17 protein-coding genes are annotated in these 24,313 nt (G+C 66.4%); all 17 read left to right on the top strand.

The features are described 5' to 3' along the window. The first annotated feature begins 595 nt into the window (after positions 1–595). The 17 genes from ACIQNG_RS34375 (at position 596) to ACIQNG_RS34295 (ending at position 24,024) form a co-directional block, all read left to right on the top strand. On the top strand, positions 596–1,876 hold the full coding sequence (locus tag ACIQNG_RS34375) for an N-6 DNA methylase (RefSeq protein ID WP_401490610.1): 1,281 nt from the start codon (positions 596–598) through the stop codon (positions 1,874–1,876). After that, positions 1,867–3,216 (top strand): hypothetical protein, encoded by a 1,350-nt coding sequence (locus ACIQNG_RS34370; protein ID WP_401490608.1) that lies wholly within the window; start codon positions 1,867–1,869, stop codon positions 3,214–3,216. The genes ACIQNG_RS34375 and ACIQNG_RS34370 overlap by 10 nt, the downstream gene beginning before the upstream one ends. A gap of 116 nt (positions 3,217–3,332) precedes the next feature. Beyond that, positions 3,333–3,962 carry a hypothetical protein gene (locus tag ACIQNG_RS34365; protein ID WP_401490606.1) on the top strand — a complete coding sequence of 210 codons (630 nt, stop codon included), beginning with the start codon at positions 3,333–3,335 and terminating at the stop codon, positions 3,960–3,962. Continuing rightward, on the top strand, positions 3,959–4,336 hold the full coding sequence (locus tag ACIQNG_RS34360) for a hypothetical protein (RefSeq protein ID WP_401490604.1): 378 nt from the start codon (positions 3,959–3,961) through the stop codon (positions 4,334–4,336). Before ACIQNG_RS34365 ends, ACIQNG_RS34360 begins: the two co-directional genes overlap by 4 nt. Positions 4,337–4,347: 11 nt before the next feature. Next, positions 4,348–6,342: a class I SAM-dependent DNA methyltransferase gene (locus ACIQNG_RS34355; protein WP_401490603.1), complete on the top strand. Its 1,995-nt coding sequence runs from the start codon at positions 4,348–4,350 to the stop codon at positions 6,340–6,342. Then, positions 6,339–7,775: a hypothetical protein gene (locus tag ACIQNG_RS34350; protein ID WP_401490601.1), complete on the top strand. Its 1,437-nt coding sequence runs from the start codon at positions 6,339–6,341 to the stop codon at positions 7,773–7,775. The genes ACIQNG_RS34355 and ACIQNG_RS34350 overlap by 4 nt, the downstream gene beginning before the upstream one ends. Next, complete coding sequence (locus tag ACIQNG_RS34345) at positions 7,772–8,230, top strand: hypothetical protein (protein WP_401490599.1); 459 nt, start codon at positions 7,772–7,774, stop codon at positions 8,228–8,230. The genes ACIQNG_RS34350 and ACIQNG_RS34345 overlap by 4 nt, the downstream gene beginning before the upstream one ends. Continuing rightward, a complete protein-coding gene (locus ACIQNG_RS34340) occupies positions 8,227–9,363 on the top strand; it encodes a serine/threonine-protein kinase (protein WP_401490597.1) in 1,137 nt (378 codons plus the stop codon). The genes ACIQNG_RS34345 and ACIQNG_RS34340 overlap by 4 nt, the downstream gene beginning before the upstream one ends. Then, positions 9,360–10,583, top strand: a complete 1,224-nt coding sequence (locus tag ACIQNG_RS34335) for a hypothetical protein (protein ID WP_401490595.1) — start codon at positions 9,360–9,362, stop codon at positions 10,581–10,583. Before ACIQNG_RS34340 ends, ACIQNG_RS34335 begins: the two co-directional genes overlap by 4 nt. Continuing rightward, on the top strand, positions 10,580–12,847 hold the full coding sequence (locus tag ACIQNG_RS34330) for an EVE domain-containing protein (RefSeq protein WP_401490593.1): 2,268 nt from the start codon (positions 10,580–10,582) through the stop codon (positions 12,845–12,847). The genes ACIQNG_RS34335 and ACIQNG_RS34330 overlap by 4 nt, the downstream gene beginning before the upstream one ends. Beyond that, entirely contained in the window at positions 12,844–14,019 is a 1,176-nt protein-coding gene (locus tag ACIQNG_RS34325; protein WP_401490591.1) for a hypothetical protein, read from the top strand. Before ACIQNG_RS34330 ends, ACIQNG_RS34325 begins: the two co-directional genes overlap by 4 nt. Further along, on the top strand, positions 14,016–18,095 hold the full coding sequence (locus tag ACIQNG_RS34320; protein WP_401490590.1) for a hypothetical protein: 4,080 nt from the start codon (positions 14,016–14,018) through the stop codon (positions 18,093–18,095). Before ACIQNG_RS34325 ends, ACIQNG_RS34320 begins: the two co-directional genes overlap by 4 nt. Next, complete coding sequence (locus ACIQNG_RS34315; RefSeq protein ID WP_401490588.1) at positions 18,092–19,000, top strand: hypothetical protein; 909 nt, start codon at positions 18,092–18,094, stop codon at positions 18,998–19,000. Before ACIQNG_RS34320 ends, ACIQNG_RS34315 begins: the two co-directional genes overlap by 4 nt. Further along, on the top strand, positions 18,997–20,136 hold the full coding sequence (locus ACIQNG_RS34310; RefSeq protein ID WP_401490586.1) for a hypothetical protein: 1,140 nt from the start codon (positions 18,997–18,999) through the stop codon (positions 20,134–20,136). Before ACIQNG_RS34315 ends, ACIQNG_RS34310 begins: the two co-directional genes overlap by 4 nt. A 2-nt stretch (positions 20,137–20,138) precedes the next feature. Continuing rightward, positions 20,139–21,833 carry an ATP-binding protein gene (locus tag ACIQNG_RS34305; RefSeq protein ID WP_401490585.1) on the top strand — a complete coding sequence of 565 codons (1,695 nt, stop codon included), beginning with the start codon at positions 20,139–20,141 and terminating at the stop codon, positions 21,831–21,833. Next, complete coding sequence (locus tag ACIQNG_RS34300; RefSeq protein WP_401490583.1) at positions 21,830–22,441, top strand: hypothetical protein; 612 nt, start codon at positions 21,830–21,832, stop codon at positions 22,439–22,441. Before ACIQNG_RS34305 ends, ACIQNG_RS34300 begins: the two co-directional genes overlap by 4 nt. A gap of 2 nt (positions 22,442–22,443) precedes the next feature. Next, positions 22,444–24,024, top strand: coding sequence for a protein kinase (locus ACIQNG_RS34295; RefSeq protein ID WP_401490581.1), 1,581 nt, complete (start codon positions 22,444–22,446; stop codon positions 24,022–24,024). The last annotated feature ends 289 nt before the right edge of the window (positions 24,025–24,313 follow it).

Genomic DNA, 24,313 nt, shown 5'->3' with positions numbered 1-24,313 from the left:
GGCGGCTGCTGAAAAATCATGCTGCCGGGCCCTATGGGGGCCCAGTGCGCACAAGGCCCTTCTGGTCGCCCGGAGTTCGCGTCCACCGCTTCGATGACGCCTCTAACGAGCTCGTGCGTGGTTGGCGGTGGCGCGTCGAGACCTTGATCGTCGATCATGATCCATGTGGTGGGGAACAGGGCTCGTGCAGCGATCATCCGTAGTCAGCGGATCACGGGGCTGTCGTGGTGATCAGGCTGTCGAGCCAGCCGTGGCCGCGGGCGGAGTCGTCCAGCGCGCAGAGTACGCGAAACGCCGCCGTGTGCGCGGCCTCGACCGGGCCGCCCGCACCGCGTGGTGGAGATCGTCGGCGGCGTGGGCGCGCCTCGCCAGCGCGACGAGTTCAGGGACTCACTGATGGCTGGTCCGAGTGTCCGGGTGCCGGACGTGCGCAGCCGCGGACTGGAACTATTGATGCGCCCCCCCGCTGCGGCGAGGCGGGGGGCGCTCTGGATTTATTGGGAACGTGAGCGCGTGATGGCACTTGACTGCACTTCTCGTCCTGGCTACTCTTTGAGACTCAATGGGCGCGTGAGCGCGTGATGGAGAGATTGTCTTGGACGCGAGAACCTACCTCAGCAGCCTCGGGATCGACGTAACCGACGCTACGCAGCCGGTCATCGGACGGCTGGCCCTCGCTGGGGAGTTCATGCTCGGCGGCGAGCGCGGTGTGCTGCTTCGCCCCAAGCGCGGTGATGTGTCCGACCGCTACCTCGAGCTCCTCGCGGGCGAGGGCTACGCATTCGTGATCGTCGACGGCGGCAGCTATCCATCGTTCTACGCTCGCGAGCAGGAGGGGCTCGTCCCCGTGCGGGCACTGCCCGTCGCCGACCGCAGCCACTTTCCGTCGGCAGGAATCCTCGGCGCCTGGGGGCAGTTGATTCACGCGGCCGCCGGTCACGGTGATGCGACGAAGCTGGGCGTCGCCCAGATGGTCGCTCGGCTGGATGGCGATGAGGTGTTTGGGCCGGACCTCGTCCGCCCCACGAGCGGCGTGCCCGTGTCGCGTCTCGGTGGTGACGAGTCGGTCGCAGTAGAACCGCTCCGCACGGCGGCTGCGCTCCTGGCCGGCTTTCGACTCCGCCCGAACGCGCCCGATGAGTTGGTCCGTCTCGTCGTCGCGGTGTCCTCACTGCTTCCCGATAAGGGCCAGTTCTCCGGGCTGACCGAGAGCGTGGCGCCCTTGGTGCGCGGACATCAGCTCGGCGCTCGTCGTCTCCTGGTCTCAGGCGGAGCGGGGGCGGAGATCGCCGCACTCCTCGGCGCGGAGGGCACGATCTTTCTTCCGGCCGAGCTTCGCCTGCTCGAGCCGCTGCTGGAGCGCCTGCTTCCGAGCGTCGAGCGTGTGTTCGCTGACTTCCTGCAGTCGAACCTCGATGGGTCTTACGACGGCGTGATCGTCGTCCCGCCGATCGGCCTCCAACTGAGCGGAGCCCAGCCGGCCAGGTTTGAGCTGTCGAAGCGCGGGGGCAAGGTGCGCAGCCGCGTGCCTGTAGAGCTGCTGTTCGTCGAGCACGCGCTCGCGGCGATGGCCGATGGCGCTCTCCTCGTCACCGTCTTGCCCGAAGGGCTGCTCTCGAGCGCCGGGCATGCGGGCTTCCGTGAGTGGCTGCTCGAACACGCACGTCTACTGGCGGTCGTCAGCCTGCCTGCCGGAACCTGCTTCCGCGGCACGGGGGTGAAGTGCTCCGTCGTGATACTCCGCAAGCCGGCGCCGGCCGACGACTACCCGATCCTCATGGTCGACGTGGAGGCGCACGACCTGCGTGGCGACATCGGCGCGGCACGGTCGAAGCTCGACGACTTCCTCGAACGGGAGGTAGCCGCATGCGTGTAGCCACGCTCTCCCGCGCCGACCTCGGCAAGCGGCACGTTCGCCTCGACCCGGCCTTCTACCTCGGGCGCGAGTTGGTGCGGTCGACGATGAGCTCGGAGGGCAGTCGACACGTTAGCCTCGAGGATATCGTCGAGTCCATCCACGACGGGGCTCGCCTGCCTTCGGTCGCATCGGGGATCCCGATGCTTCGCTTGAACAACGTGCGGCCCTGCGAGCTGGACTTGGGCGGCATGGCCCACGTCGACGGCACCGCCGCCAAGTGGATCAACGTCCAGGAGAACGACGTCCTGTTCACGCGGGCAGCCCAGCCGTTTCGTGCGGCCGCGGTCCAGTCGGGGATGCCTGCAGAGCTCGCCGTGTCGTCGGAGCTGACCATCATCCGGCCCCGGCCGGCGGTCTTGCCCGAGTACCTGGCCGCCGTGTTCTGCACGCCGACGCTGAACCGGATCCTGCGTGACCTCGCGTACCGCGGTGGCTCGTCGGCGCTGCCGCGCCTTCGCCTCTCGGACATCGCGCGCCTCCCGATCCCGCTGCCCCCGCGCAGCCTGCAGGAGTCGCTCGGGCTGCAGTACCAGCGGGCCGTCAACCTGACAGGGAGCGCCCGCGCCGAGTTCAACGCGGTGGTGACGGCGATCTACACCGAGATCTACCACCGTGTCTCCGGGGTCAAGCCCCCCAGCAGCGCCATCGAGGTTCTCCGATCGCAGCTGGCAGACCGGTGGGACGTCCCGTTCAACCGCGGGCGCGTGTTCCGCCATTCTTCGGCAGCATCGTCGGCCATGCGGCCGTTGCTCCAGCTTGCGAAGCCCGCCGGCACGAGCCTTCGTGGCCTCGCCGATGACGAGGAGGTCTTCGCCGTTCAGGCCAACGACGTGAACGAGAGCACCTTCCTTGTCGAGGGCGGCGAGGTTCGGCCCCTGTCCGACCTGTCCTCGCGCATGCGGCAGCGGCTCGAGGTGGGTGATGTCCTGCTGTGCACGACAGGCTCGGGCGACCAGGTCGCTTACCTCGACGAAGAGCTCGGACCCGAGGAGCGGCCGCTCCTCGGGAGCGCCACCTTCACCGCCCTTCGCTTCCACGAGACGGCCCGCGTCTTCGCCGTCGCGCTTTCCCATCCCCTCGTCCGCACGCAGCTCCGGCTGCTCTCCTCCGGGTCCGTGCAGCGATTTGTCAACAAGCGCGACCTCGACGAGTTGCTCGTCCCGGTGCTGGGTCAAGTCTGGCGAGAGGACTTCGAGACCCGGCTCACCCGAGCGATGCAGCGTCGCCGCGAGGCATTGCTGGCGCGGACCGCGCTCATCGAAGCTGCCGACGACTACCTTCGGAAGGCGACGCTGTGAACGCCGCGGCGACGAGCATGAGCTCTCCTGGGAGCTGGAGTCGCCTTGTGCGGCGTGATGTGCTCACGCGGGCACTCGGGTCGGCGCCCCGCTTTGCCGTCGTACCGAGGGACAACATGTCGTCACTCGATCGGGTCGTACGACAAGCCACGCAACTGGCCCCGCTGAACCGCATAGTCGAGATGGTCGTGCTCGGCGAGGACGACCCGATGTGGCTCCAGCACAAGATCGCATTCAAGAACCTCCGCAACGTCCACTACTACCTGGCGGCCGCGCGCCGGGCCCGGCCATTCAAGGAGGATGCGATCCGCCCGACCAGTCTCGGTCGCCGCTACGTCAGCTCTCGCTTCGAGCCTCGGGTGATCCTCGAAGGGGTTCGTGGCCGCGCGATCTTTGAGGAGGTCAGGCGCGTGGCTGGCGAGGACGTGCCGACCCCGGACGTCGTCGCTAGCGTCCTGCGGCGTTGGAGCTTCCGTTACAGCAAGGGCACGGTCACGCGACGCGCCCGCGACTTCTGCGCGGACCTTGGCCGTATCATCGGCGAGGCCGCGAACTCGAAGGAGCGCAAGCTCGTTGGTCACTCGGCGTGGTTGGAGCCGCCGGACCTGCTGGCCATCAACGGCATCGCCGCGATCTGGCCAGCCCCGCAGCTCACGCCGGTCAAGGGCATCCGGCGTTCGGAAAATACTTCGCGGGGCGAGGCGACCGACGCCCAGCTGCGCCTCCCGCTCAAGGAGGAAGCATGACCGGCCCAATCACCTCGAAGATCCGCGACTTCCTGATCGGCCGCGGTCCCGCGACGCCCGAGCGCGTTGCGGAGGCCGTCCCCGAGCTCACGGAGGTGGGAGGTGCCGAGCGGGCCCTCTTGCTGATGAGACTCGATCCGACGCTCGAACGGACAGGTAACGAAATGTGGGCTGCGCGGGGAACGGCGATCACCGACGACAGCCGCGTGCGAAAGGCCGTCGAGAGGTTCTTCGACGGCCGCCCTGGTGCTCCGCTGGCAAGTACGGTGCGGGCGGTAGCGAACGAAACCAGCTTGCCAGAGCACCAGGTACGTGAGTTTCTTACCGAGCAGTTCGTCGTGGCGGGCACCAACATTTTCAACCGGCGACGGTAGCGAGAGGACCCATGGCCAAGAGGAAGAACACCACAGACGCGCTCCGCGATGGGGCGCGGGAGAAGCTCGCGCAGCTCGGCTACCAGCAGATCAAGGACGACTTCGCGCTCTTCGATCCGCTCGGCGACGGATCCATGTCGGCGACCGCCGAGCTCGTCGCGCTCGACGAGGACGAACCCGTCATCCTCTTCGCCAGCGGCGAGCCCGGCGATGCCTCGCGGCCTGCCGTGCAGGACGACGCGAAGTTCAAGGCCGGCCTCGGCGCCGCCGCCGGTAAGCCGTTTCGCTTCGTCTGGGTATGGGACGACGAGAACGACTTCATCTTCGACGTCGAGAAGGACGCGCAGGTCTCGGCGCTGCCGGCCCGGGACGAGTGGAAGACCGTCGCCCGGCCGATCTCCGAGTCCCGCACCCGGCTCGTGCAGGAGGTCTCGGCCGAGTACCACCGTGGCGACTTCCGGGCAATCCAGCGCAAGTTTGATCAGCTGCACGAGGTCATCTACTCGCGCGGCGGCGTCAAGCCCACCAATGCCGCTATCGACGAGCTCGGCAAGCTGCTCTTCCTCAAGGTCCACCTCGAGAAGGCGCCCGGTTACGTGCTCACGAGCGGCGCCGCGAAGGGCAAGCGGTTCGCTGACATCTACTCGGCCGACCACGTGCGGGAGCACAAGAAGGATGCCGTCATCCAGCTCAAGGACGCTTTCCGCGAGATCAACAACCTGCCGCAGTACAAGGCGACCGACATCACCGGCGAAGTGCACACGATCTTCTCGTATGATGAACCGCTGCGTCTCGAGAATCCTGACGTCCTCGCGCTCGCTATCGAGGCCCTCGAGCTGCGCGACCGCGAGGGCAAGCCCATCCGGCTCTCGGTGCCGGACCGCGAGCTCCTCGGCAGCGGCGAGAAGGCCCGCGAGATGCGGGCGCACCTGATCCACGAGGACCTGCTCGGCTGGGCCTTCGACGTGTTCCTTCGCGGCAAGTACGCGAGCGACGAAGGGCTCGCGACCTACCTGACGCCCAGCCAGGTCGTGGAATGCATGGCACGCATGGTCTTCCACGACGTCCCCGACGCAGACCTCTGGGCCCGACGAGGCGACGATGGGCAGCGCGAGCGATGGAACCCCCAAACCGACGAGGAAGCCGCGCTCCCCGCCTTCCTCGTCGGCGATATCTGTTGCGGTACCGGGCGTTTTCCCATCGGCGCGCTGCGCGAGGTGAAGCGGCGCGTGCTCGACGACCGGCACGTCGGTCATTCCGACGACGACAAGCTGCGCTGGCTCTCGCAGATGAAGCGGCATTGCTTCTTCGGCGCTGACCAGGCCGCGGGATCGATCCAGAAGGCTCGCATCAACATGCTGCTGTACGGCGAGGACCACAGCCAGCTGCTGAAGGTCGACGACTCTCTGGTCGACCCGCATCTCGATCGGCTCACCGGGAAGTTCGACGTCATCCTGACCAACCCGCCGTTCGGCTCTGGCAAATACGATGATCCCCGCGGGATGGCGCGCATGCGCGACGAGGAGCGCGGCCTCGAGCTCGGCTGGTCGTGGACTCCCGGGAACCGGGCGAAGCGAAAGGAGCTCAAAAAGACCGACCCAGCCTCGCTGTTCATCGACCGCAACCTGCAGCTCCTGAAGCCCGGCGGGCGGCTCCTGATTGTCTTGCCTGACGGCATCCTCTCCAATTCGGGGGACGCCTACATCCGCGAGTACTTCATGGGGACGAAGGACGAGGAGACGGGTGAGTTTCTCGGCGGAAAGGCGATTGTGCGCGCCGTCGTGAGCCTGCCCACCGAGACCTTCTCCATCGCGGGCACGGGCGCCAAGACCAGCTTCCTCTACCTGCAGAAGAAGCGGCATCCGGCCGAGAAGCAGGGGCCGGTCTTCATGGCTGTCGCTGAGCACGTCGGGTACCTGAAAAAGGGCAAGGCCGAGGTTCCTGACCCGCTTGGCAACGACCTGGTCGAGATTACGTCGGGTTATCTCAAGCGAGGTTCCGCGTGAGCGACATCGCCTCTTGGGTCACTGCAAAGGACCTGCGACATCGTCTCGACGCGGACTTCTACCGACCCGAGTACCTGGAATTCGAGCACCGCGCTGAGGCGCGTGGGCTGAAGGTGCGGCAGGTGGTCGAGATTTCCTCGCTTGTTACGGACGGGACGCACAAGACGCCGAGCTACGTCGATTCGGGCGTCCCGTTTCTTAGCGCCAAGAACATTCGGAACGGGTTCGTCGACGCGGGTAGCGGTCACAAGTACGTCAGCGCCGCGGAATTCGATCAGCTTGAACGATGGAACTGTGTGCCTCGACCCGACGACGTGCTCGTGGCGAAGAGCGGATCCATCGGTTCTGCTGGCCTGGCAAAGGGAGCGTACGATCGGTTCGCCGTATTCGAGAGCGCCGCAATCATTCGCCCGAGCGGGGTCAGCCCGGCGTACCTCTCGGCTTACCTCAATTCGCGCTTGGGGCAGCTCCAGATCCGACGCAACAGCAAGGGCGCTGTCATCCGCCATCTCCACCTCGAGGACCTCAGAGAAGTCGAGGTGCCGCTCCCCGACCGTCGCATCCAGGACTACATCGGCGCGAAGGTCGAGTTGGCGGAGCGCTGTCGCGCTGTCGCCTCTCGGGAGCGTGAGCAACTTGTCACGGAACTAGCGACGCTCTATGAGGGCTGTCCTCATGACGCGCTGTCGTCGCTCACTACGATGGTCGTGACCGCGGATATCGACGGCTCGCGGCTGGATGCTTGGTACCACCAGCGCCACTTCATCTCGCTCACGGAATGGCTGCACCGGAATCCTGCTTTCGTTGAACTCGGCAAGGTCGCGAGTCTATCCTCGGACCGGTGGTCACCGGGAGCCCATGGCCAGAGCACGTTCCGCTACATCGAGATCTCCAACGTTGACTCCTCGACGGGCCACGTGTCCCACTCCGAAGTACCGGTCGAGAACGCACCGAGCCGCGCGCGCAAGCTCGTTCGAGGCTTCGACGTGCTCGCCTCGACCGTGAGGCCGAACCGGGGTGCGGTAGGACTCGTGCCGGACTCGCTCGATGGCGCGGTCGCTACGACCGGCTTCGCAGTTGTGCGGCCCGTCAGCAAGACGGACGCATTCTTCCTGTTGGCGGTGCTCCGGCACCCGGCCTCCACGGCTCAACTGATGCGGTGCAACACCGGTTCGGCGTATCCGGCCATCGAGGAATCTGTGTTGCCGCAGATCTGGATCCCCGGGGCGACGCCGGGGACCCGCAAGAGCCTGGGAGCGCGGGAACTCAGGCGCACGACCTTGTTGCAGACCGCGGCCGATCTGGTCAACCAGGCCAAGGCCGACGTCGAAGCGCTAATCGAGGGCACCCTCGACGTGCAGGCGATCCTCGCCGGAACGCTCAAGGCGCCGACGGCGAATGACGTCCCGGAGCTGGCGGAGGACGGCGCATGAAGGTTCTCGGCATCGCTCCTAGCTCGACCGATTTCAAGTGGGCTCTCCTCGATGGCAGCCGCGCTCAACCCCGCGTTCTGCCGCTCCCGTCTACGTCGCAGAAGCTGCCCGCCGACGCGTGTGAGGGGCACGCGCTGGTGAGCCTTCGAAGGCTGCTCTCGACCTTTCTGGCGGAGCAGGGAGTAGAGCGAATCTGCGTCCTGCAGGCCGGCTCCTCGCAGTTTCGAGGGCCGTCGGCCTCGCGCGTCAAGGCAGAGGGGATCGTCCAGCTGGTGGGCGCTGAGCTCGAGCTGACCGTCGACCTTGTCGCGCCGCAATCTCTCCGCGCGCAGGAGAAGCGCTTCGCGTCTATCGCGTCTGCCTCTCCCGAGAACGTTTTGAACGGCGGCGCGGACTTCAAGCCGAAGACCTGGCGAGACGCGGTGCTCGTCGCGTGGTGGGGGCTCGACGAATGAGCACGACCCTTCAGGACGTCCAGCAGCTCATCGCTGCGACCGGGAAGTACAGGCTCGAGGCGGAGAACACCGAGGGCGCGAACGCGTACGCTTTTCGTGCGCATCACGTACCCCTCGACCTGCCGGTGTTCCTGAAGGTCCTCTACCCCGATCCGAGCGGTGACCTCTTCGCGGAGCCGCGCCTGCTCGTGGAGGCGACCAGGACCGAGGGCAACGAGAGCAACCTCGTGCGGGTCCACGACGCGCAGCGCCTCGGCGACGACTTCGTCCTCGTCGCCATGGAGTATGTCGGCGGCGGCAGCATCCTCTCGCGCCTGAGCGGTGGCCCGCTCCCGATGATGGAGGCCGTCCGCGCGGCGATTGGACTCCTCCACGGGCTCGCGCAACTTCACCAGGCACTCCTCGTTCACCGGGACATCAAGCCCGCGAACGTGCTGATCTCGCAGCGTCACGGGCGCATCTGGCCGAAGATCACCGACTTCGGCTCGGTCGCACGACTCGCTCATGCGAGTGCGAGTGTGACCGCCTCGCGCCACAGCGCGCTCTACGTGCCGGCCGAGGGATGGGCGACGCCGAACCGCTACGACGTGCGGTCGGACCTCTACCAGGTGGGCCTGGTGCTCTTCGAGATGGTGCATGGCGCTCTGCCGTACAACGACGACGCCTACCTGGACCGCGAGGCGAGGAAGGAGCTTCGCGAGTTGGCAGCGGCATCGGGCGGCTGCGTCGACGATTTCTACAGGCAGAAGGTGGTCGACCGTGCGCTGGCCCGGGCCGGGTCCGGCAAAGGCGTGATCTCCTTCGGGCGGATGCAGCCATACGTGCCCAAAAGCCTGGCGCGCATCATCAACAAGGCGGTCGCGCCCGACCCCGCCGCCCGATACCAGACGCCGTCCGAGATGATCGGCGATCTCGAGGCGCTCCGGCTGCCTGACTGGAGGCTGGCTCCCTACGGTGAGCAGTACGCCGCCAACGGATGGTCGGGCTGGGACTGGAGCATCGGGAAGGATCCGAAGAAGCCGGAGCAGTGGACCGTCCTGCGCTCCCGTAAGGCGGCGACGAACTTCCGCCGGTGGGCCGCGGCCGACAGCGCGCGAGCGGCCTGTCAACTCGTCATGGAGGCTGCGGCATGAGTCTCCCCGCCCGCCCGAGCGACGCGGTCCCGCTCTTCGAGTATCTTGCCCACTGGGGCGAGGTGTCGGCCTACGAGGCCGAGCACCTCGGCGCTGGGCCGTGGGTCTCGGTGTTCGAGAACGCAGGCGCCCTCAAGGCGGTTGACGACGAGCACGATCGTCCGGTGGCCTGGCACCTGACGCCACCCTTCGTGCACCTCCTCGAGTGCGACGCGCAACAGGTCGGGCGTCGTCTGTGCTTCGCGGTCCCCGAGTACCGCGCCTACCTGCTCAGCATCCTCGTCGAGGGGCTGGTCGATGCCGGCCGCGGGGGCATGACCGTGGAGCTCGAGGAGTGGACGAAAGGCGAGCTCGCGCCGCTGCTGGCCGAGCTCAACGTCGTCCTCGCGCAGCTGGAGGGCGGCAAGCGTCTGGTCGATCTCGCGTCGGCGGAGCTCGAGTCCCGCATGGCCGACCTCCCCGAGCGCTCGCGGCCGTTCGCCGCCTGGGACAGCTACGCACTCGGACACTCCGCACGTCCCAAGGGGCTCTTCGAGTTCGCGCTGCGGCGCTTCGGTCCCGCCTGCGTGGCGCTGCCCGTCGCTGTCGAGAGCGCTGCGGTGCTGCGCCCGCTGCCGCTCAATCGAGAGGACGGGTTCGGCCTTGGCAGCGCCTTTATTCCGCAGCCGTGGAACATGCAGCGCTTCGGCGTGCTGAGTGGCGCCCCGATCGTCGATGCGCGTGGCCAGCGCACGTTCGACGAGGACGCGCTCAACGAAGTGCTCCTCGAACATCTCCGTGATGCCGTAGTGGAGCACCCGTTCTACGCCGCGGTGATCCACCTGGGCATCTGCGCCTGGCGCTCGCCAGCGTCGACGATGCCGACCGTGGAACTCTACGTGCCCGCGTCTGGCGGCCTGCACGACGTCTCGGTGCTCGTGGGCTCCCGCGGGGTCGGCCGCGTGGCCGAGCTGCTCGGCGACCTCGTTCGCGTGCAGGGCTACGCACCCTTCGGCCTCGTCGACGGCCGAGTCTCCGACGAGCTCATGGGCAACCTGCTCCGGAACCTCCTCGAGCTTCGAATCCTGCGCCGCCAGGACGAGCTCCTGGTGCTCGGCGACGACTACCAGTCGTCACTGATGGCGGCGCGCCTGCGCACCGTGTTCCGGCCCGGCAAGGAGCTGCAGAAGCGCATCGTCGAGGAGCTCGCGCTGCGGGCGTCGGAGGGAGGTGCCGCATGAGGCCTCGCAAGGTCGACATGGCATTCGACTGGATGCGCAGCCAGCCGCGGCGGCCCTTCCACTACCGGGACGGGGTATGGGCGGCGCTGGCGGAGCTCCATTCGGACGAGTTCGCCGTGAGTGACGATCGCAAGACGCCGTGGGTTTCGCTGCATCGAGACATGACCGAGGACGCCCGTTTCCTTCGAGGTGACAAGGGGATGTTCAAGCTCGTCGAAGGCGCCATCGCTGAGGTCACCTCGGCCGAGGTCGCTGCCGTGCCCGACGTGAAGGAACCAAGGGTCTGGATCTTCCAGGCCAATCCCATGCTCTACCGGATCCTCGAGGCCCTCCAGCACCTCGACCGGATGCAGTTCCTGACCAACCGATACAAGGACCGCATCCACATCGGCGACATCGTCCTGCTCTGGATGTCGGGCAATTACGCGGGCATCTACGCCCAGGCTCGTGTCGTGGAGGGCGTCGCGGATCGGAAGTCCGATGGCGACGATGCAGCATTCTGGGCGGACCCGAGCAGCGGAGCCACGACCAAGCCCCGCGTCGTGCTCGCGATCGAGAGGCGGTTCCTCGGCAACCCACTCCTCAAGACCACCATCGCGGCCAGGAAAGGGCTGGCCAACCTGATGATCCTCCGGCAGCCGAACGGCACCAACTTCCCTGTCGACGCTGACGCGTGGGAGCTGTTGCGACCGCTCCTGTCTGTCGAGGAGACCCACGAGCCGGCGCGTGAGGTCCTCACGTGGGCGATGAAGCGGTCCAGGGCCGGCAAGATCTACGACGAGAGCTGCAACGAGCTGCTCGAGCGCTTCGTCGCCGAGACGTTCGCCGATGGAGACGAACACTCCCGGGACGAGATCACAAGCTGGTTCGCAGCGAACTACCCGCTCTTCAAACCGATCACCGTTCAGTGCCACATCGAGAAGTACACGACTAACTTCCGCAGTCGCGTCCACTACAACGTGACGCCAGAGCACGACCTCCTCTTCCGCGTCGATGACGACTGGGCTCGCCTTCGCCTCTACCGACCGGGCGACGATCCCCCGCCGATCCACGACAAGCCTGACGCACCGAAGCGCTCGAAGGCCAAGACGTCGACGAAGGCGACGCAGGTCTCACCCCTCGACCGCAATCGCCGGCTGCTCGCGCATCTCGCCACCCTCGGCGAGCTCACGCCGGGTGATCTGGAAGACCTCGGGCTGCATGAGGCGCACCTGATCGACTGGCTCGACTCGCTGCTGGCGCGTCGTCCCGAGGCACACGTGGTCACCCCGTTCTTCCTTCACCTCATCGACGGAGACGCGGGCCCGTCCGCGTTCACCACCCGGCTCGCGGCGCACTTCATGGGCGAGCACCTTCGGCGACACGCCCCGGAGCCGATTCCGGAGCTCGAGGAGTACGTCTGGGCACGGTTCGGACGTTGGCACCTGACGCAGCCCCACGGCGGCGATCAGAAGACGCACGCCTACCTGAGCGTGCCCACCCGCGAGCCGCGCGACGTGGCGGCCTCGGAGCGACTCGACCTGTTCGCTCAGCTTCCGCCGAAGGTGATCGGGGACCTGATTCGAGAGCCCGAGTTCCTTTCGGAGCAGCAGTCCTGGAACGCCGACGCGGCGTCGAGGTCGTCGGAGGGGCCGCTCAGCACGCAGCTCCGTCGAAGCTGGAAGCGCCCGTTGCTCCTCAGCACCGTGGAACTGCTCGTGGCCGACGACGGCCAGGTGCTGATCGGCGAGATGGAGCGCACCGACGTGATGGCCCGGAGATACGTCGCCGCCGGCCTACCGCTCTGTCGTCACGGCGAGTGGGAGCCTGCCGCCACGCTCGGTCGCGAGGCCGCCGCAGAGCGACTCTTCCAGCACCCCGTCGCGGCGGCGCTCCTTCAGCTCGAGGTTCACCGCCTGTTCGCCGGCCTGGCGGGCGATGTGACGGCGCTGATCCACGTCGATGGGGGTGTGGCGCATCTCGAGCTCGACGGCGCCGGGCGGGGCCCTCTGTGGCGCCACGTCCGCTCGATGCTCGAGCAGGTCGGCTACTGGCCGGCGGGGGCCAGCACCCAGGATTCGCTCTGGGAGAGCGCCGTCCACGTGATGCTGAAGAACCTCGAGCTGCTCGATGTGTTCGAGCGCGACGGCGACGTGCTGCGTCTGACCGACGACTACCAATCCAAGATCAAGGCTCATCCGGGACACCTGCAGAACCGGGGCGAAAAGCCCTACCGCGTTCGCCTGTCGCAGTTCCTGGCGACTTTCCACGGAGGACAGGCATGAACACGCCGTTGGTGCGCATCGCGCTCCCCAAGCTGTTTCTATGGAGCGAGGCGGCTCGCATCCAGGAGTACCCGGAGGCGGCGGCCCGTGCCGAGCCAGGCCGCGTCTATTCACGGGCCGATCTCGAGCGCGTGGTCTTCGACATCGCTCCCACGATGCAGTTCAGGGGCGGGGCGCCGCGCGGCAAGGGGACCGACGGCGTCATCAACACGTACGGGATGGAGCGCAGCGGCGCCCGCTACCGCATCAACGGGATCAGCCTCTTCGAGCGGGTCGACAAGGGCCTCCTGGCCACCGCGGAAGGCGTCGCGCTGGGGAAGGCGTTTCGCGAGGCGGACGCTGACGTCGACTGGGCTCGCGCCCTGGCGAAGCAGCTGCTTCGACGTGAGCCTCGCACGCGCTTGGTGATCGGGCTTTGCCTTGCGGGCTGGCAGCTGGCAGTCGAGGCGCCGGGCGGTATCCCCACGGGCGCGTTGTCGCTCACGTCGCCCGAGGGCGATGTCCTCGAGATCGCACAGCGCAACTGCGACGGCTTCAACACGCTGCTGCGCGACAAGGCCGAGCTCGCCCTCGGGCCGCGTTGGCGTGCTGACCTTTCGGCTCTGGGCGAAACTGCGGCGGTCGTGTGGGAGGGCGTCCAGGGTGGAACACCCTCGACGAACGACCTCCCGACCGCGCTCAAGAAGGCCCTGGCCGTGTTCTTCCACATCCGAGCCTTCGATGGTGGTCCCTCGACCTGGGGCCTGGACGCCGGTGGACTCGCTGGTGCGCTGGCGGTGGAGAACCTCGTCGAGCTCGGATTCGAGGACGCAGCGCCTGCGCGGCTGACCGACGACGAGGCGTTCGCCCGGGCGCTTCGCGATTGCGCGGACGCCGAGGGCTTTCTCATCGTGAGTCAGCTCGGCGAGCGCTTCGGCGAGCTCCTTCAGGTGCCGGACGAGGATCGAGCCGTCGTCCTCGACAGCTACATCCGGACGGCGATGTACCACGAGCAGCTGCGATTGCTCGACCGCCACCCAGGACAGCCCCGCATGGGACGAGGGCTGTTCGGCGAGCCCGGCGCACGTCGCGTCCGCATCGACTTCACGCCCCTCTACAAGACCATGAACGTCGAGACTGCGGAGCAGACCCCCACGGGTTCCTCCAGGGAGATGCAGGGAGAAGACCGATGACCATCATCAAACCGTGGGCCGCCAAGGGCGTCGCACTCTATCCGCCTTCTTTCTCCATGGTGGGCCAGAACCAGGTGTTCAACGCACTCCACCAATTCCGCCGATCCTTCTGGGACGGTGCCGCGAACGACATCGCCGGCTTCTTCATCGCGTTCGGCGACTGGGGTCTGGGCAAGACACGGCTTGGCTACGAGCTCATCGCGGAAGCGACGGGCCGCGTCGACCGGTGGCTACTCAACAAGAACGAGTACGTCATCCCGCCCTTCCATCAGCCAGACAAGAAGCCGCGTGTGCTCGAGCCGGCGCTGCAGGATGGCATCCTGCCGCTCTACATCCGCTACAGCACCGTGTGCGACGACGCGCTTGACGCTGCGACGTGGGTTGCTCGCCTGGCGGTCGAAGCCCTGCGGCACACGTTGCGCGCCGACCCTGCCGCTGGCGGGCCGCGGGACCTCTACGAGGATCTTAAGGCGGCGATGCAGGCCAAGGGCGTGAACCTGAAGGCGCTCTCGCTCGTCGACGACGACACGCGATCGTTCGAAGACCGGCTTCGCGATGCGAAGAAGGTCTTGGGTGATGCTGGCCTGAACCACCTCTGGATCATCGTCGACGAGGTCGAGACGCCCGGTGACCTGAAACGGGGCCTTCGCGAGGACACGCAGACCAAGGTCGACGACGAGTACCTCCTGATGGTCTCGGAGGTCATCAAGCACGAGAACTGGCGAAACCAGCATCCGGACGTGAACTTTCTGCTGCTGTGCAGCGTGGGCATGCGCGACCAGATCCATATCGGTCCGAACCTGCGCCGAGCGAGCTCGGTCACGATCGAGCCGAACCAACTGACCGACGTGCAGAGCTACGTCGACCACATCAAGGGCGGCCTGGTCGACCCGCACGCCGTCGAGTACCCGGTGGGGACGCTCGAGGGCGCGTTCCTTTCGGCCAACCGGAACTTCGGCTGGCTGAACGTGATCATGTCGTCCATCCACGAGACGTACGCCCGGCACATGGAGCGCGGCTACCGCTCGAGCGCGTGGGAGCTCCTGAAGGACTTCGCCAAGACCGATGCCCGGGCCAAGCATATCTTCAACGACGACGCCGTCCTCCCCCTGCTCGGCAAGGTAACCGGGGTCCCCAAGCAGGAGCTGGAGCGGCTCGTGTACGGCCAGCTGCCGGCTCCGGTCGGCGGGGCGGCGAAGGCGGCGTTGACCGAGGAGATGGCCGATGCGCTGCTCGCTCACGAGGTCGCGGGCCGCGGACACGCCTTCGCGGAGCTCTTTCAGGTTCACATCGACGAGCGCGCGCTCGCGAACGAGCTGACCCGCCCCGAGTTCGGCTTCAAGGCAAAGGAAGGGAAGACGGACACGTACTTCACCCCGACCTGCGAGGTGTCCGTCGTCGGACTGCTCGAGGCATTGCGAGCGTTCTCCGTTGCGGTCGGGGGAGCCCCGGGCGCCGCTGGTGACTTCGTCGTCTACGCCGACCTGGAGCAATGGGGCGAGCAGCTGGCGGCGCTCTACCCGCGAGAGGGCATCGAGTTCGCGGCCGAGTCGCTCCACCGCATCTTCTCGAAGCCGGAGTACCGGGTCGACGGGACCCGGTTCATCGGGATGTCGTTCCGGCTCTGGCGCGAGTTCAACAAGCTCCTGGTCTCGGCGGCTGAGAGCGTTCGCTTCTTCAGGGACGGCAAGTACGAGGCTTCGCTCGACGAGTACGTCCGCGGCATCAGTCAGACGAAGGCGAAGCGCGGGACGGCGATCTGCCTTGGCCTCGCGAAGCTCCTCGACGACCACCTCAAGGATGAGGCCACCAAGCACATCTCGGGGCTCAAGGACGTTCCGCACAAGGCGCTCACCTCCGCGTTCGGCTCGCCGTCGCTCGACGGGCTTCGGGTCACGCCGGATGGTCGGTGCACGGTCGTGTACTGCCTGGACGCGCAGCAGACCCTCGACAAGCTACGCGCCTACATCGGCCTCGAGCGGGTCCACCCGATCCTCGTCCTGTTCCCGGCAGGCGCGGACGTGGCCTCGTTCGAGCAGCAGCTCGATGCGTCGCCGGCCCTTCGCCGCTGCGTACTGACGCGGCGCCTCGTGTCGCAGGAGGAGGAGTTCCTTCTCAAGTACTCGGGCCGGGGCTCCGCCTACAACGCCCACGAGGCACGCCTGAGCAAAGTCGCGAAGGGGCTCGAGGGTTCCTACCGCGACGAGTGGCAAGCGAAGAGCCGGGAGTGGGCGAACGGCCTCCGCAAGACCGGCTACCTCCTCGCTCCCATCTGGAGCCGCAAGACCGGCAGTAACACAGCCGATTTCGCGAAGGGCTACCGCTACATGTTGGCGAACGACTGCTCGCTCGATGCAGCCGTCGACACGGCCGGCGGACCCCTGAATAACGTGGAGTTCGAAAACTGCAGGCAGGCGGCGAAGAAGAACATCGATCCACCTGTGGCGTGGAAGTACGGCGACCTCCTTGGCGTGCTGACGACCGACGGCGGCCTGCTTCCGAAGGTGCCCCGGTGCTTCTTCGCGCTCCTCCAAGAGCTCAAGACGCAGTCGGCGGTGAGCAAGCTCGCCAACAGCTTCTTTTTCGCGGTGCCCGACAGCGAGATGAAGGCACCGCAGCAGCTCGAGCAGATCCTCGAAGTGCTCATCGGCATCGGGCTCGTCCGTAAGAAGAACGACCTCTACAAGGCCGTCGACCGGACGATGCTCGAGAGCCGCCGCCAGTCGGCGTCGACCTGGCTCGAGGGGGAGTGCAAGGACTCGGTCAAGACGCTCACCGACCTGTTCCCGACGCAGGCCAGCATTCTGCTGAACAACAACTACCCCACGGCCAAGCAGCAGCTGGTGACGGCGGAAAAGAAGATCCAGCAGGTGAGCTCGGACCACCTGACCGCTGACATCGACAGCCTGACCGAGAGATCGCTCAAGACGGTCGTCGCTCAGGTCCTCGACATCGAGGAGCGCATCCTCGGTGTGTGCCCGCTTGAGATAGGCGAGACGACGCTCCACTTCGACTGCTCGCCGGCGCGAATCCCGTCCTACGAGACCCGGTATTCGACGCTCTCGCTGTGGGAGCGCGTCACCTTCCTGGCGTGGCTGAAGAAGACGTTCCTGGCGACTCGGGACGAGATGATCGAGGAGATCGACCATCTGCTAGGCGAGGCGGCCACGCTCGATGAGGCCGAGGGCCACCCGTTCCCCATCGCCCCGGTCACGCTGCCGCTCAAGGCCATCAAGTCCGAGCTCGAGAACGCAGTGAAAGGGCCCGCCGCGGCAGGCACGCAGACGCGGATGGCGACGATCCCGGTCGCGTCGTACACGCTGATGATCGACCAGTACCTGGTCAACTCGCAGTACGAACACTCGTGGAAGCGCATGGACGCGCTGAAGGACCTGATCAGCAAGGAGCAGCCCGGTAGCTTCTTCGCGCAGTTCAAGAAGCTACATGAGCAGTGGGCGAAGGCGGTCAAGGACTACAAGGCCGCCGCCTCCGCGTGGCAGTCGCTGGGCGACTTCACGGCCGACGCTCCGCAACCGGTGCAGGCCTCGCTCAACCCTCTCAAGCTCGAGGTCCAGAAGTTCCGCGGCCTCGTGGAGGGAGGCCTGAAGCAGCAGGTGCAATCGCTGATCGATCAAGTGGCAGAGACCGAGCTCTTGAAGAGCCTGGAGACCGAGGTCGTCGCGACCGCGCAAGCGGTCCAGGGGCTCCCGCAGCAGGTCACAGAGAAGCTCGACGAGCTCAAGACGGAACTCCGGCAGGTGATCCGGCAGAAGGAACTGCGCGCGCTCAACCGGGTCCTGAAGTCGAACCGGAAGCCGGCCAAGGCGGAGCCGACGCCGGCTGCGACCTTCGGGACCACGAAGGCGCGCTACGAGGCGTTCAACAGCGAGGTCTCCCAGGAGGGCGCAGGCTTCTTTGAGGGCGCTGGCAAGAACGTCCACTTCGGTCTGTGGGTCGATATCTCCGGCGACCTGGAGGCCGGCTCCTACGACGAAGACCAGCACCCGGACCACGCCGACGCGATTCGCGAGCTCAAGGAGATGAAGCTCATCCGCTCGAAGCTGGAGCTCCGATGAAAGCGCGCATCGTCGAAGCACAGGCTGACCTGTTCGAGATCGGCGTCCTCTCGCAGACGGCAGAGGTCGAGAGCGTTCCCATGGAACGGCTCCTGGCTGATCCGTCGGGGCCTCCCGTCGTCGTCGTCGGTGGGTTGCTGGATGCCGAGCGCCTCGTCGACATGCGCAAGCTATCGTCCGCGCTCGCGCGGTCGCGGGTCGCCGTCATCGTCGTGCCGCCGTTCACGGATCTGGACCTCGGCCGCTACTTCGAGACGCCGGTCCAGCTGGGAGCCCGACGCCGCGCCGCGGATTCGGCTGCTCGCATCACCGACGGTGCGCTCGAGGAGGTCCTCGGCGGAGAGGTGAAGGTCCGGTCGGACCACTTCTTCGACACAGTGCTCGGTGCAGGCGTGCTCGCCGTGGAAGCCCAGAACAAGCCCGTGCTCCTGCGGTACCAGGCGACCAACAACGCGGGTCCGGTGTTCTTCTCCGCGCTCCAGCTGCTTACCTACACGGCGCTGACCGACGAGGCGCATCGCCAGAGCCTGCTTGGGCACCTCTTGTCGTGGACTCCGTCGATCACGGCGGAGGCCAGGGAGATCGCACGGCAGCCGTCGAGCCCGCCGAAGGCCGAGGCAGTCGGCGAAGGGGTACTCGTCCCCGTTGTGCTGCTCCTTGCGGCCGGCGGCCCACAGACAGCAGAGCTCCTGCGATCTCGAGCCGGAGCGCTCCTTGGGGTGGACCTGAGCGCCAATGACGTCGGTCGAGCCCTCGACGAGCTCACGCGTCAGGGGCTCGCGGCCTCCGGCGCGTCGGCACCGAGCGATCGCGGGGCTCTCGTCCGGTTTCTCGAGCAGCGCGGGATGCACGCGTACCTGCGTGAGCTCGGGGCCCTGCTTGCCTCAGAGGAGACGACGACATGAAGAGCATCGAGCTGGCTCGCGCACTCGCCGCGGCAATGAGCCTGCGGCTTCCCGGCACCGCCGGGAAGATCGCCAACAAGATGCGGTACATCGACTCGAAGGCTCCGCTCTTCGTGCGTGGCGGCATCATCCGCAGCGTCGAGTCGCGCCGGTTCGATCGCGTCTACGCCGTCGGAGTTTCCTCCAAGAGCCGGAGCATGCCCGCCCTGGGCGGCATTCTCTATGGAGCTGCAGCGCTCCGTCACGACATCGTCGTGTCTGGCAACCAGGTGACGGAGGGCTTCCAGGACAGCCGCGTCGACATCAATGACATGAACTTCCTGGACGCGTCCGAGCGACTTGCATGGAAGGAGTACATCCTCGTCTACCAGCTCCTGACGGACCTGCTGGATTCGGATACGAAACCGGATGTCATCTTCGTCGACATCCCGCTCCTTGTCCCGCGTGCCGAGCAGAGTCTCAGCCTCGCCGAGCCCGACGTCGAGGAGGAGTGGCGCGAGCTGATCGAGGTGATGGAGGCATTCTGGCAGCGGTTCCTGCCTTCGATCTATCCGAACGACCTGAACGGTCCGTTCCTCGTCTCGCTTCAGTCGCGCCGCGACCTCAACGCCGCCGTCTTGAATGCGCTCCGTGAGAAGGGACCGGCGGGTTCCCCCGAGGTGATCGGCAGCGAAGCGCTGGACCTCGTGCAAAGCGAGTGGGTGCAGCTGCGGCGAGTCGGTGTTCTCCGCTTCCTCCGTGGTGCCCTGCGCGCAGGGCACCGGACGGCCGCCTACTACTACGAAGCGCTGGGGCGCCAGATGAAGCGCTTCGAGCCTCGGACGGTCGCGAACCACGGGCTCATCGGCTTCCACATCCAGGTCGGCCTCAGAACGCCGATCTGGAAGATCGAGACCGTCGGTGCTCCGGGGCAGTGGGACTCCGAGGCCCTCGACAGGCTGGCTAGCATCACCGCCTTCCTGACGCTGAACGACAACCCGCGGATGAAGCCGCTGCCGCTCTGGTACGCCGAACAGCTCGTGATGATGCCACGCGAGGTCCTGTCCAACTACCTTCGTTCGACCCTGGGCATGCTCAAGGACCGTGCCGTTGATCGAGCCTGGCTCGAGGGCGTCGACACCATGGATGAGGAGTGAGCATGTTCCGAGACGACGACAACTACATTGGCAAGCTGGTCGGCAACACCGGGGAACCCGACAAGCTGACGATCGCGCTGCGTACGAGCTTCTCGGCGCGGCGTGGGGAGTTCGTGCGGGTCGCGCACCAGGAGCGCGAGTCGGAATCGCAGCTCGACGTGCTGGGCCGCATCGTGGGGCTGTCGCGGTCGAACATCCTGTTCAGCCCAGCGCTCGGCGAAGGGATCAGTGAAGTCGAGCTGCTGCCGCAGTCGCGGCTCTCGGGCGAGACTGTGTACGCGACGCTCGAGCTGGTCGGCTACAAGGATCCGTTCACCGGCGAGATCCGGATACCCCGACGGCCTCTGACGCCGGGGACGAAGGTCTACGGAGTCGACTACGCGTTCCTCACGAGCTTCTACGAATTTTCCGAGGACACCAGCATCCATCTGGGCAACCTCGTCGGCTACGAGAAGGGCGAGAACATTGTCCCGGTCTTCCTCGACGCGAACACCTTGGTGACCGAGCACCTCGCCGTGCTTGCGATGACCGGCTCGGGGAAGAGCTACACCGTCGGGCGCGTCATCGAGCGGCTGGTCTCGCAGCTCAACGCGTCGGTCGTGGTCTTCGACCCGCACGGCGAGTACGGCAAGGCCTTCCGAACCGGCAAGCTCAACTTCAACGACCGGCTCGACAAGGTCGAGGATCCTCGGGACCGGCAGAAGCTCGCGGAGATCCAAGATGCCCTCCAGCAGCTGCAGGACCGCGGGGGCGGCATCAAGGTCTACACGCCGCAGCTGCGGAGCTTCGACGAGAAGTACGCGGGGAAGAACATGCGCCTTGCTCTTCAGCTCGACCACTTCGACGTGGACGAGTTCTCTGGTGTGCTCCCTGGACTGACGGAGCCGCAGCAGCGCGTGCTCGACGTCGCGCTCCGCTACTGGAAGGAGAACATCGACGAGCCTCGCGACATCCAGGAGCTCTTCGCGGTCCTCGATGATCTCGACCGCCTGAAGGAGTGGGTGACGGAGTCCGGCAGCCAGGGTGAGGCCAACGCACTCCGCGGGGGGAGCGCCAACATCGCCGCCATCCGCCTTCGGCGCATGATCAACGAGGCCCAGAGCTTCTACTCGCGCGCGGCCGGTGATCCGTTCGACGTCTACGAGATGGTCGGCGACGACAATGCCGAGGCCGGACGGCTCTGCATCATCGACCTCCAAGGGCTCTCGAACACGGCGCGGCAGGTCATCGTCGCGCTCATCTCGAGTGAGCTGATGAAGGCGGCGGCCGACAAGCAGCGCCCGACCCGACCGGTGTTCATTGTCTACGAGGAGGGGCATAACTTCGCGCCCGCCAGCGAGGCTGCGATCTCGAAGAACATCATCAAGCGCATCGCGGCCGAGGGCCGGAAGTTCGGCGTGGGCTTCGCCATCGTCAGCCAGCGCCCGAGCAAGCTCGACTCCGACGTGACGAGTCAGTGCAACACCATCGTTGCGATGCGCATCAAGAACCCGGACGACCAGCGGTTCATTCAGAAGACCTCCGACTACTTCTCTGCAGCGGACCTGGCGGAGCTCCCGACGCTGTCGACCGGTGAGGCGCTGATCTGCGGACGGGCGATCATCGCGCCGCTCGTCGTGAAGGTCGGCACCAAGGCGCTCGTCCACGGCGGTGAGTCACCGCGCGTGTGCGAGCGCTGGGGGAGGTCGGGAGGATGATGGATGACCGCTCCACATCACCGGCGGACCTGGTGTTCGACGGGCTCACCAACCGCGAACTGCTGGTCGAGCACTTCCCGATGCTGCTGTCGGGGATCCCGGACATCGGGCTCACGGTGCACTCGCACTTCCTCACGGTCCTGGCCACCGCAGGGCAGTCGCAGGGCTACTCCGCCGTGGCGGAGTGCCCGATCTGGTGGGCCCGCGACAACGGCCTCGGGGACGTGCGCGCGGACTCCGTGTGGTTCGAGAAGCACTCGGGCGAAGCCTCGCTCGCGTTCGAATTCGAGAGGTTCGAGCGCGGTGACGAGGGGAAGCTGCGGGGCAAGGTCGAGAACCTCGCGATCGCGTCGACCGTGTCCCCGAACTTGAAGCTGTGTGTCCTGATCTACTGGGTGCGCAGCGGCTCGGCTCCACGCAGCATGGACGCCATCATTGCAACTTACCGCGAAGGGTTCAGGCGTCGTGGCAGTGACGTGGATCCGGCACGGACACCGTTGATGATCATCAAGTGTGTGATGCGCCCCGCTCCCGATTCTGGACGTCTCGTGTTCGGCGAGTTCCTGCGCGACGAGCGCAATGAGCGGCTCGCCTTGGGGAGGGCGTAGTCGTGGCGCTGATCGTGTTCCGCGGCGAACCCAGCGAGGAGCTGGGCGATCGGTTTCGCTTGCTAGCCGAGCTCGGCAAAGGGAGCTTCGGCGAGGTGTGGCAGGCGCGGAGACTGAAGGATGGTGCCACGGTCGCGATCAAGATTCCGAAAGATCAGGAGAAGGGTGAGGAGGTGCTTCGCAAGGAGTCAGACATCATCAGGGAAATCCGTCACCCGAACATCGTTCGCGTCCACGGCTTCCACAACATCAGCGAGCTCTTCGTGATCGAGATGGAGTTCGTCGATGGCTACGACCTGGCGAAGGTCCTCGACAGCGTCAGCACGCGGGCGCCGCTCACCTTCGAACAGATACTGGAGTGGACGATGCAGATCCTTGACGGTCTTGCTGCCGTCCACGCCGCGAACATCTCGCACAACGACCTGAAGCCGCAGAACATCCTCGTCGACAAGGCGTCCGGGGCAGCGAAGATCACCGACTTCGGGTCGAGCCGCCGGCTCGAGGATGTGTGGGTTTGGACCAAGCGCCACGGCACGGAGGCGTACATGGCCCCGGAGGTGGCGCTCGAGGGGAAGCGTGCCCGGGACGTCAGCGACATCTACTCGATCGGCGTTCTCCTCTACGAGATGGCCACGGGACGGTTGCCCTACTCGAGCCCGCATCAGCTGCTGACCGGCGTGCAGATCGCCAAGCCTCGTGAGGTGAACCGCGATGTGCCTGCCGATCTCGAGGACGTAATCCTTCGCGCGATGGCGTGGCGGCCCGAGAACCGTTTTCAGAACTGCGGGTCGATGCGCGCCGCCGTGCAAGCATGCCTTGACCGGTTGCGCGCCGAGGCGGCGACGGCGGCCGTGCCGGCTCGCTCGGAGCCCAGCCAGCTCGGCTTCCAGCCGCCCTCGTCGAGTCCGCTCTACTACCTCGAACTGGCCAAGCAGCGGCTCGCCGAGGGCGATGCTCAAGGTGCCCTGGAGGCGGCGGAGGCCGCTGTCGATCGGAGCGACGGCCATCCTCAGTACCTGCGGATGCTTGGCGGCATCTGTATGCGACTGGGGTACGACCGCAAAGCGGCCGAAGCGTACGAGCAGCTGCTCGTTGCCTTCGATCGTGGCTACCCGGTCGAGGGACAGCAGCGACGCGACGTGCTCGAGCGACTCGGTCAGCTGTACACCAGCCTCCAGCGGTACGGCGACGCGGTGGCGATCTACGAGCGCCTTGTGGACGCCGTCAACCGGCCGTACTCGCGATTCCGGCTCGCCGTCGCGGCGGGACTTGATGGCGATTACGGGCGCGCGATCCGGCTGCTCGAGACCGTTCGAGCGGAGCGGCAGGATGCCGTCGTCGTCTACTCCAAGCTCGGGTGGGCGCACGCCCTCAACGGGAACGATCGCCTCGCTCTCAGCTTCTACAACCAGGCCCTGGCACTTGACGCCTTCGACCTGTTCAGTCTCTTCGAGCTCGGGAAGTACTACTTCATGGTCGGTGATCGGCGACGCGCCCGCGAGTATTTTGAGCGAGTCATGGACGCGGACAAACAGGGCTTCTACGGCGACCGCGTCCGCGAGCTCACGAGCCCGACAACCTGAGCTCCGCCCACAGATCGCGCTGGTCCTGTGCCTGGCGGCTGATCGAACGGCAGAAAGGGGCTGGATGAGGTTCCCCTCGTAGCGTGAAGGCCGTAGTTGCAGGGGAAGTTGGGTCTGGCAGAGAAGGCCAGCGGTACGACGCGGAGTTCCGCGACGGGACCGTGCGGATTGTCTCCGAGACCGGGAAGACGGTCGCCTAGGAGTTGTCTTCAAATGTCACGCCCACATCAGGAGTGATGCGAGGGTGACGGCTGCTTGGTAGGACTCGGCGGTCTTCTCGTAACGGGTG

The organism is Streptomyces sp. NPDC091377 (genome assembly GCF_044757045.1).
GTDB lineage: Bacteria > Actinomycetota > Actinomycetes > Streptomycetales > Streptomycetaceae > Streptomyces.
The sequence above is the reverse complement of the archived record's forward strand: the minus strand, read 5'-3'. Positions and strand labels throughout refer to the sequence as shown.

Excerpts from the sequence above, each read along its gene's own strand:
- ACIQNG_RS34370 (WP_401490608.1), top strand. The coding sequence starts at position 1,867 with ATGCGTGTAGCCACGCTCTCCCGCGCCGACCTCGGCAAGCGGCACGTT.
- ACIQNG_RS34365 (WP_401490606.1), top strand. The coding sequence starts at position 3,333 with ATGTCGTCACTCGATCGGGTCGTACGACAAGCCACGCAACTGGCCCCG.
- ACIQNG_RS34360 (WP_401490604.1), top strand. The coding sequence starts at position 3,959 with ATGACCGGCCCAATCACCTCGAAGATCCGCGACTTCCTGATCGGCCGC.
- ACIQNG_RS34355 (WP_401490603.1), top strand. The coding sequence starts at position 4,348 with ATGGCCAAGAGGAAGAACACCACAGACGCGCTCCGCGATGGGGCGCGG.
- ACIQNG_RS34345 (WP_401490599.1), top strand. The coding sequence starts at position 7,772 with ATGAAGGTTCTCGGCATCGCTCCTAGCTCGACCGATTTCAAGTGGGCT.
- ACIQNG_RS34340 (WP_401490597.1), top strand. The coding sequence starts at position 8,227 with ATGAGCACGACCCTTCAGGACGTCCAGCAGCTCATCGCTGCGACCGGG.
- ACIQNG_RS34335 (WP_401490595.1), top strand. The coding sequence starts at position 9,360 with ATGAGTCTCCCCGCCCGCCCGAGCGACGCGGTCCCGCTCTTCGAGTAT.
- ACIQNG_RS34330 (WP_401490593.1), top strand. The coding sequence starts at position 10,580 with ATGAGGCCTCGCAAGGTCGACATGGCATTCGACTGGATGCGCAGCCAG.
- ACIQNG_RS34325 (WP_401490591.1), top strand. The coding sequence starts at position 12,844 with ATGAACACGCCGTTGGTGCGCATCGCGCTCCCCAAGCTGTTTCTATGG.
- ACIQNG_RS34320 (WP_401490590.1), top strand. The coding sequence starts at position 14,016 with ATGACCATCATCAAACCGTGGGCCGCCAAGGGCGTCGCACTCTATCCG.
- ACIQNG_RS34315 (WP_401490588.1), top strand. The coding sequence starts at position 18,092 with ATGAAAGCGCGCATCGTCGAAGCACAGGCTGACCTGTTCGAGATCGGC.
- ACIQNG_RS34310 (WP_401490586.1), top strand. The coding sequence starts at position 18,997 with ATGAAGAGCATCGAGCTGGCTCGCGCACTCGCCGCGGCAATGAGCCTG.
- ACIQNG_RS34305 (WP_401490585.1), top strand. The coding sequence starts at position 20,139 with ATGTTCCGAGACGACGACAACTACATTGGCAAGCTGGTCGGCAACACC.
- ACIQNG_RS34300 (WP_401490583.1), top strand. The coding sequence starts at position 21,830 with ATGATGGATGACCGCTCCACATCACCGGCGGACCTGGTGTTCGACGGG.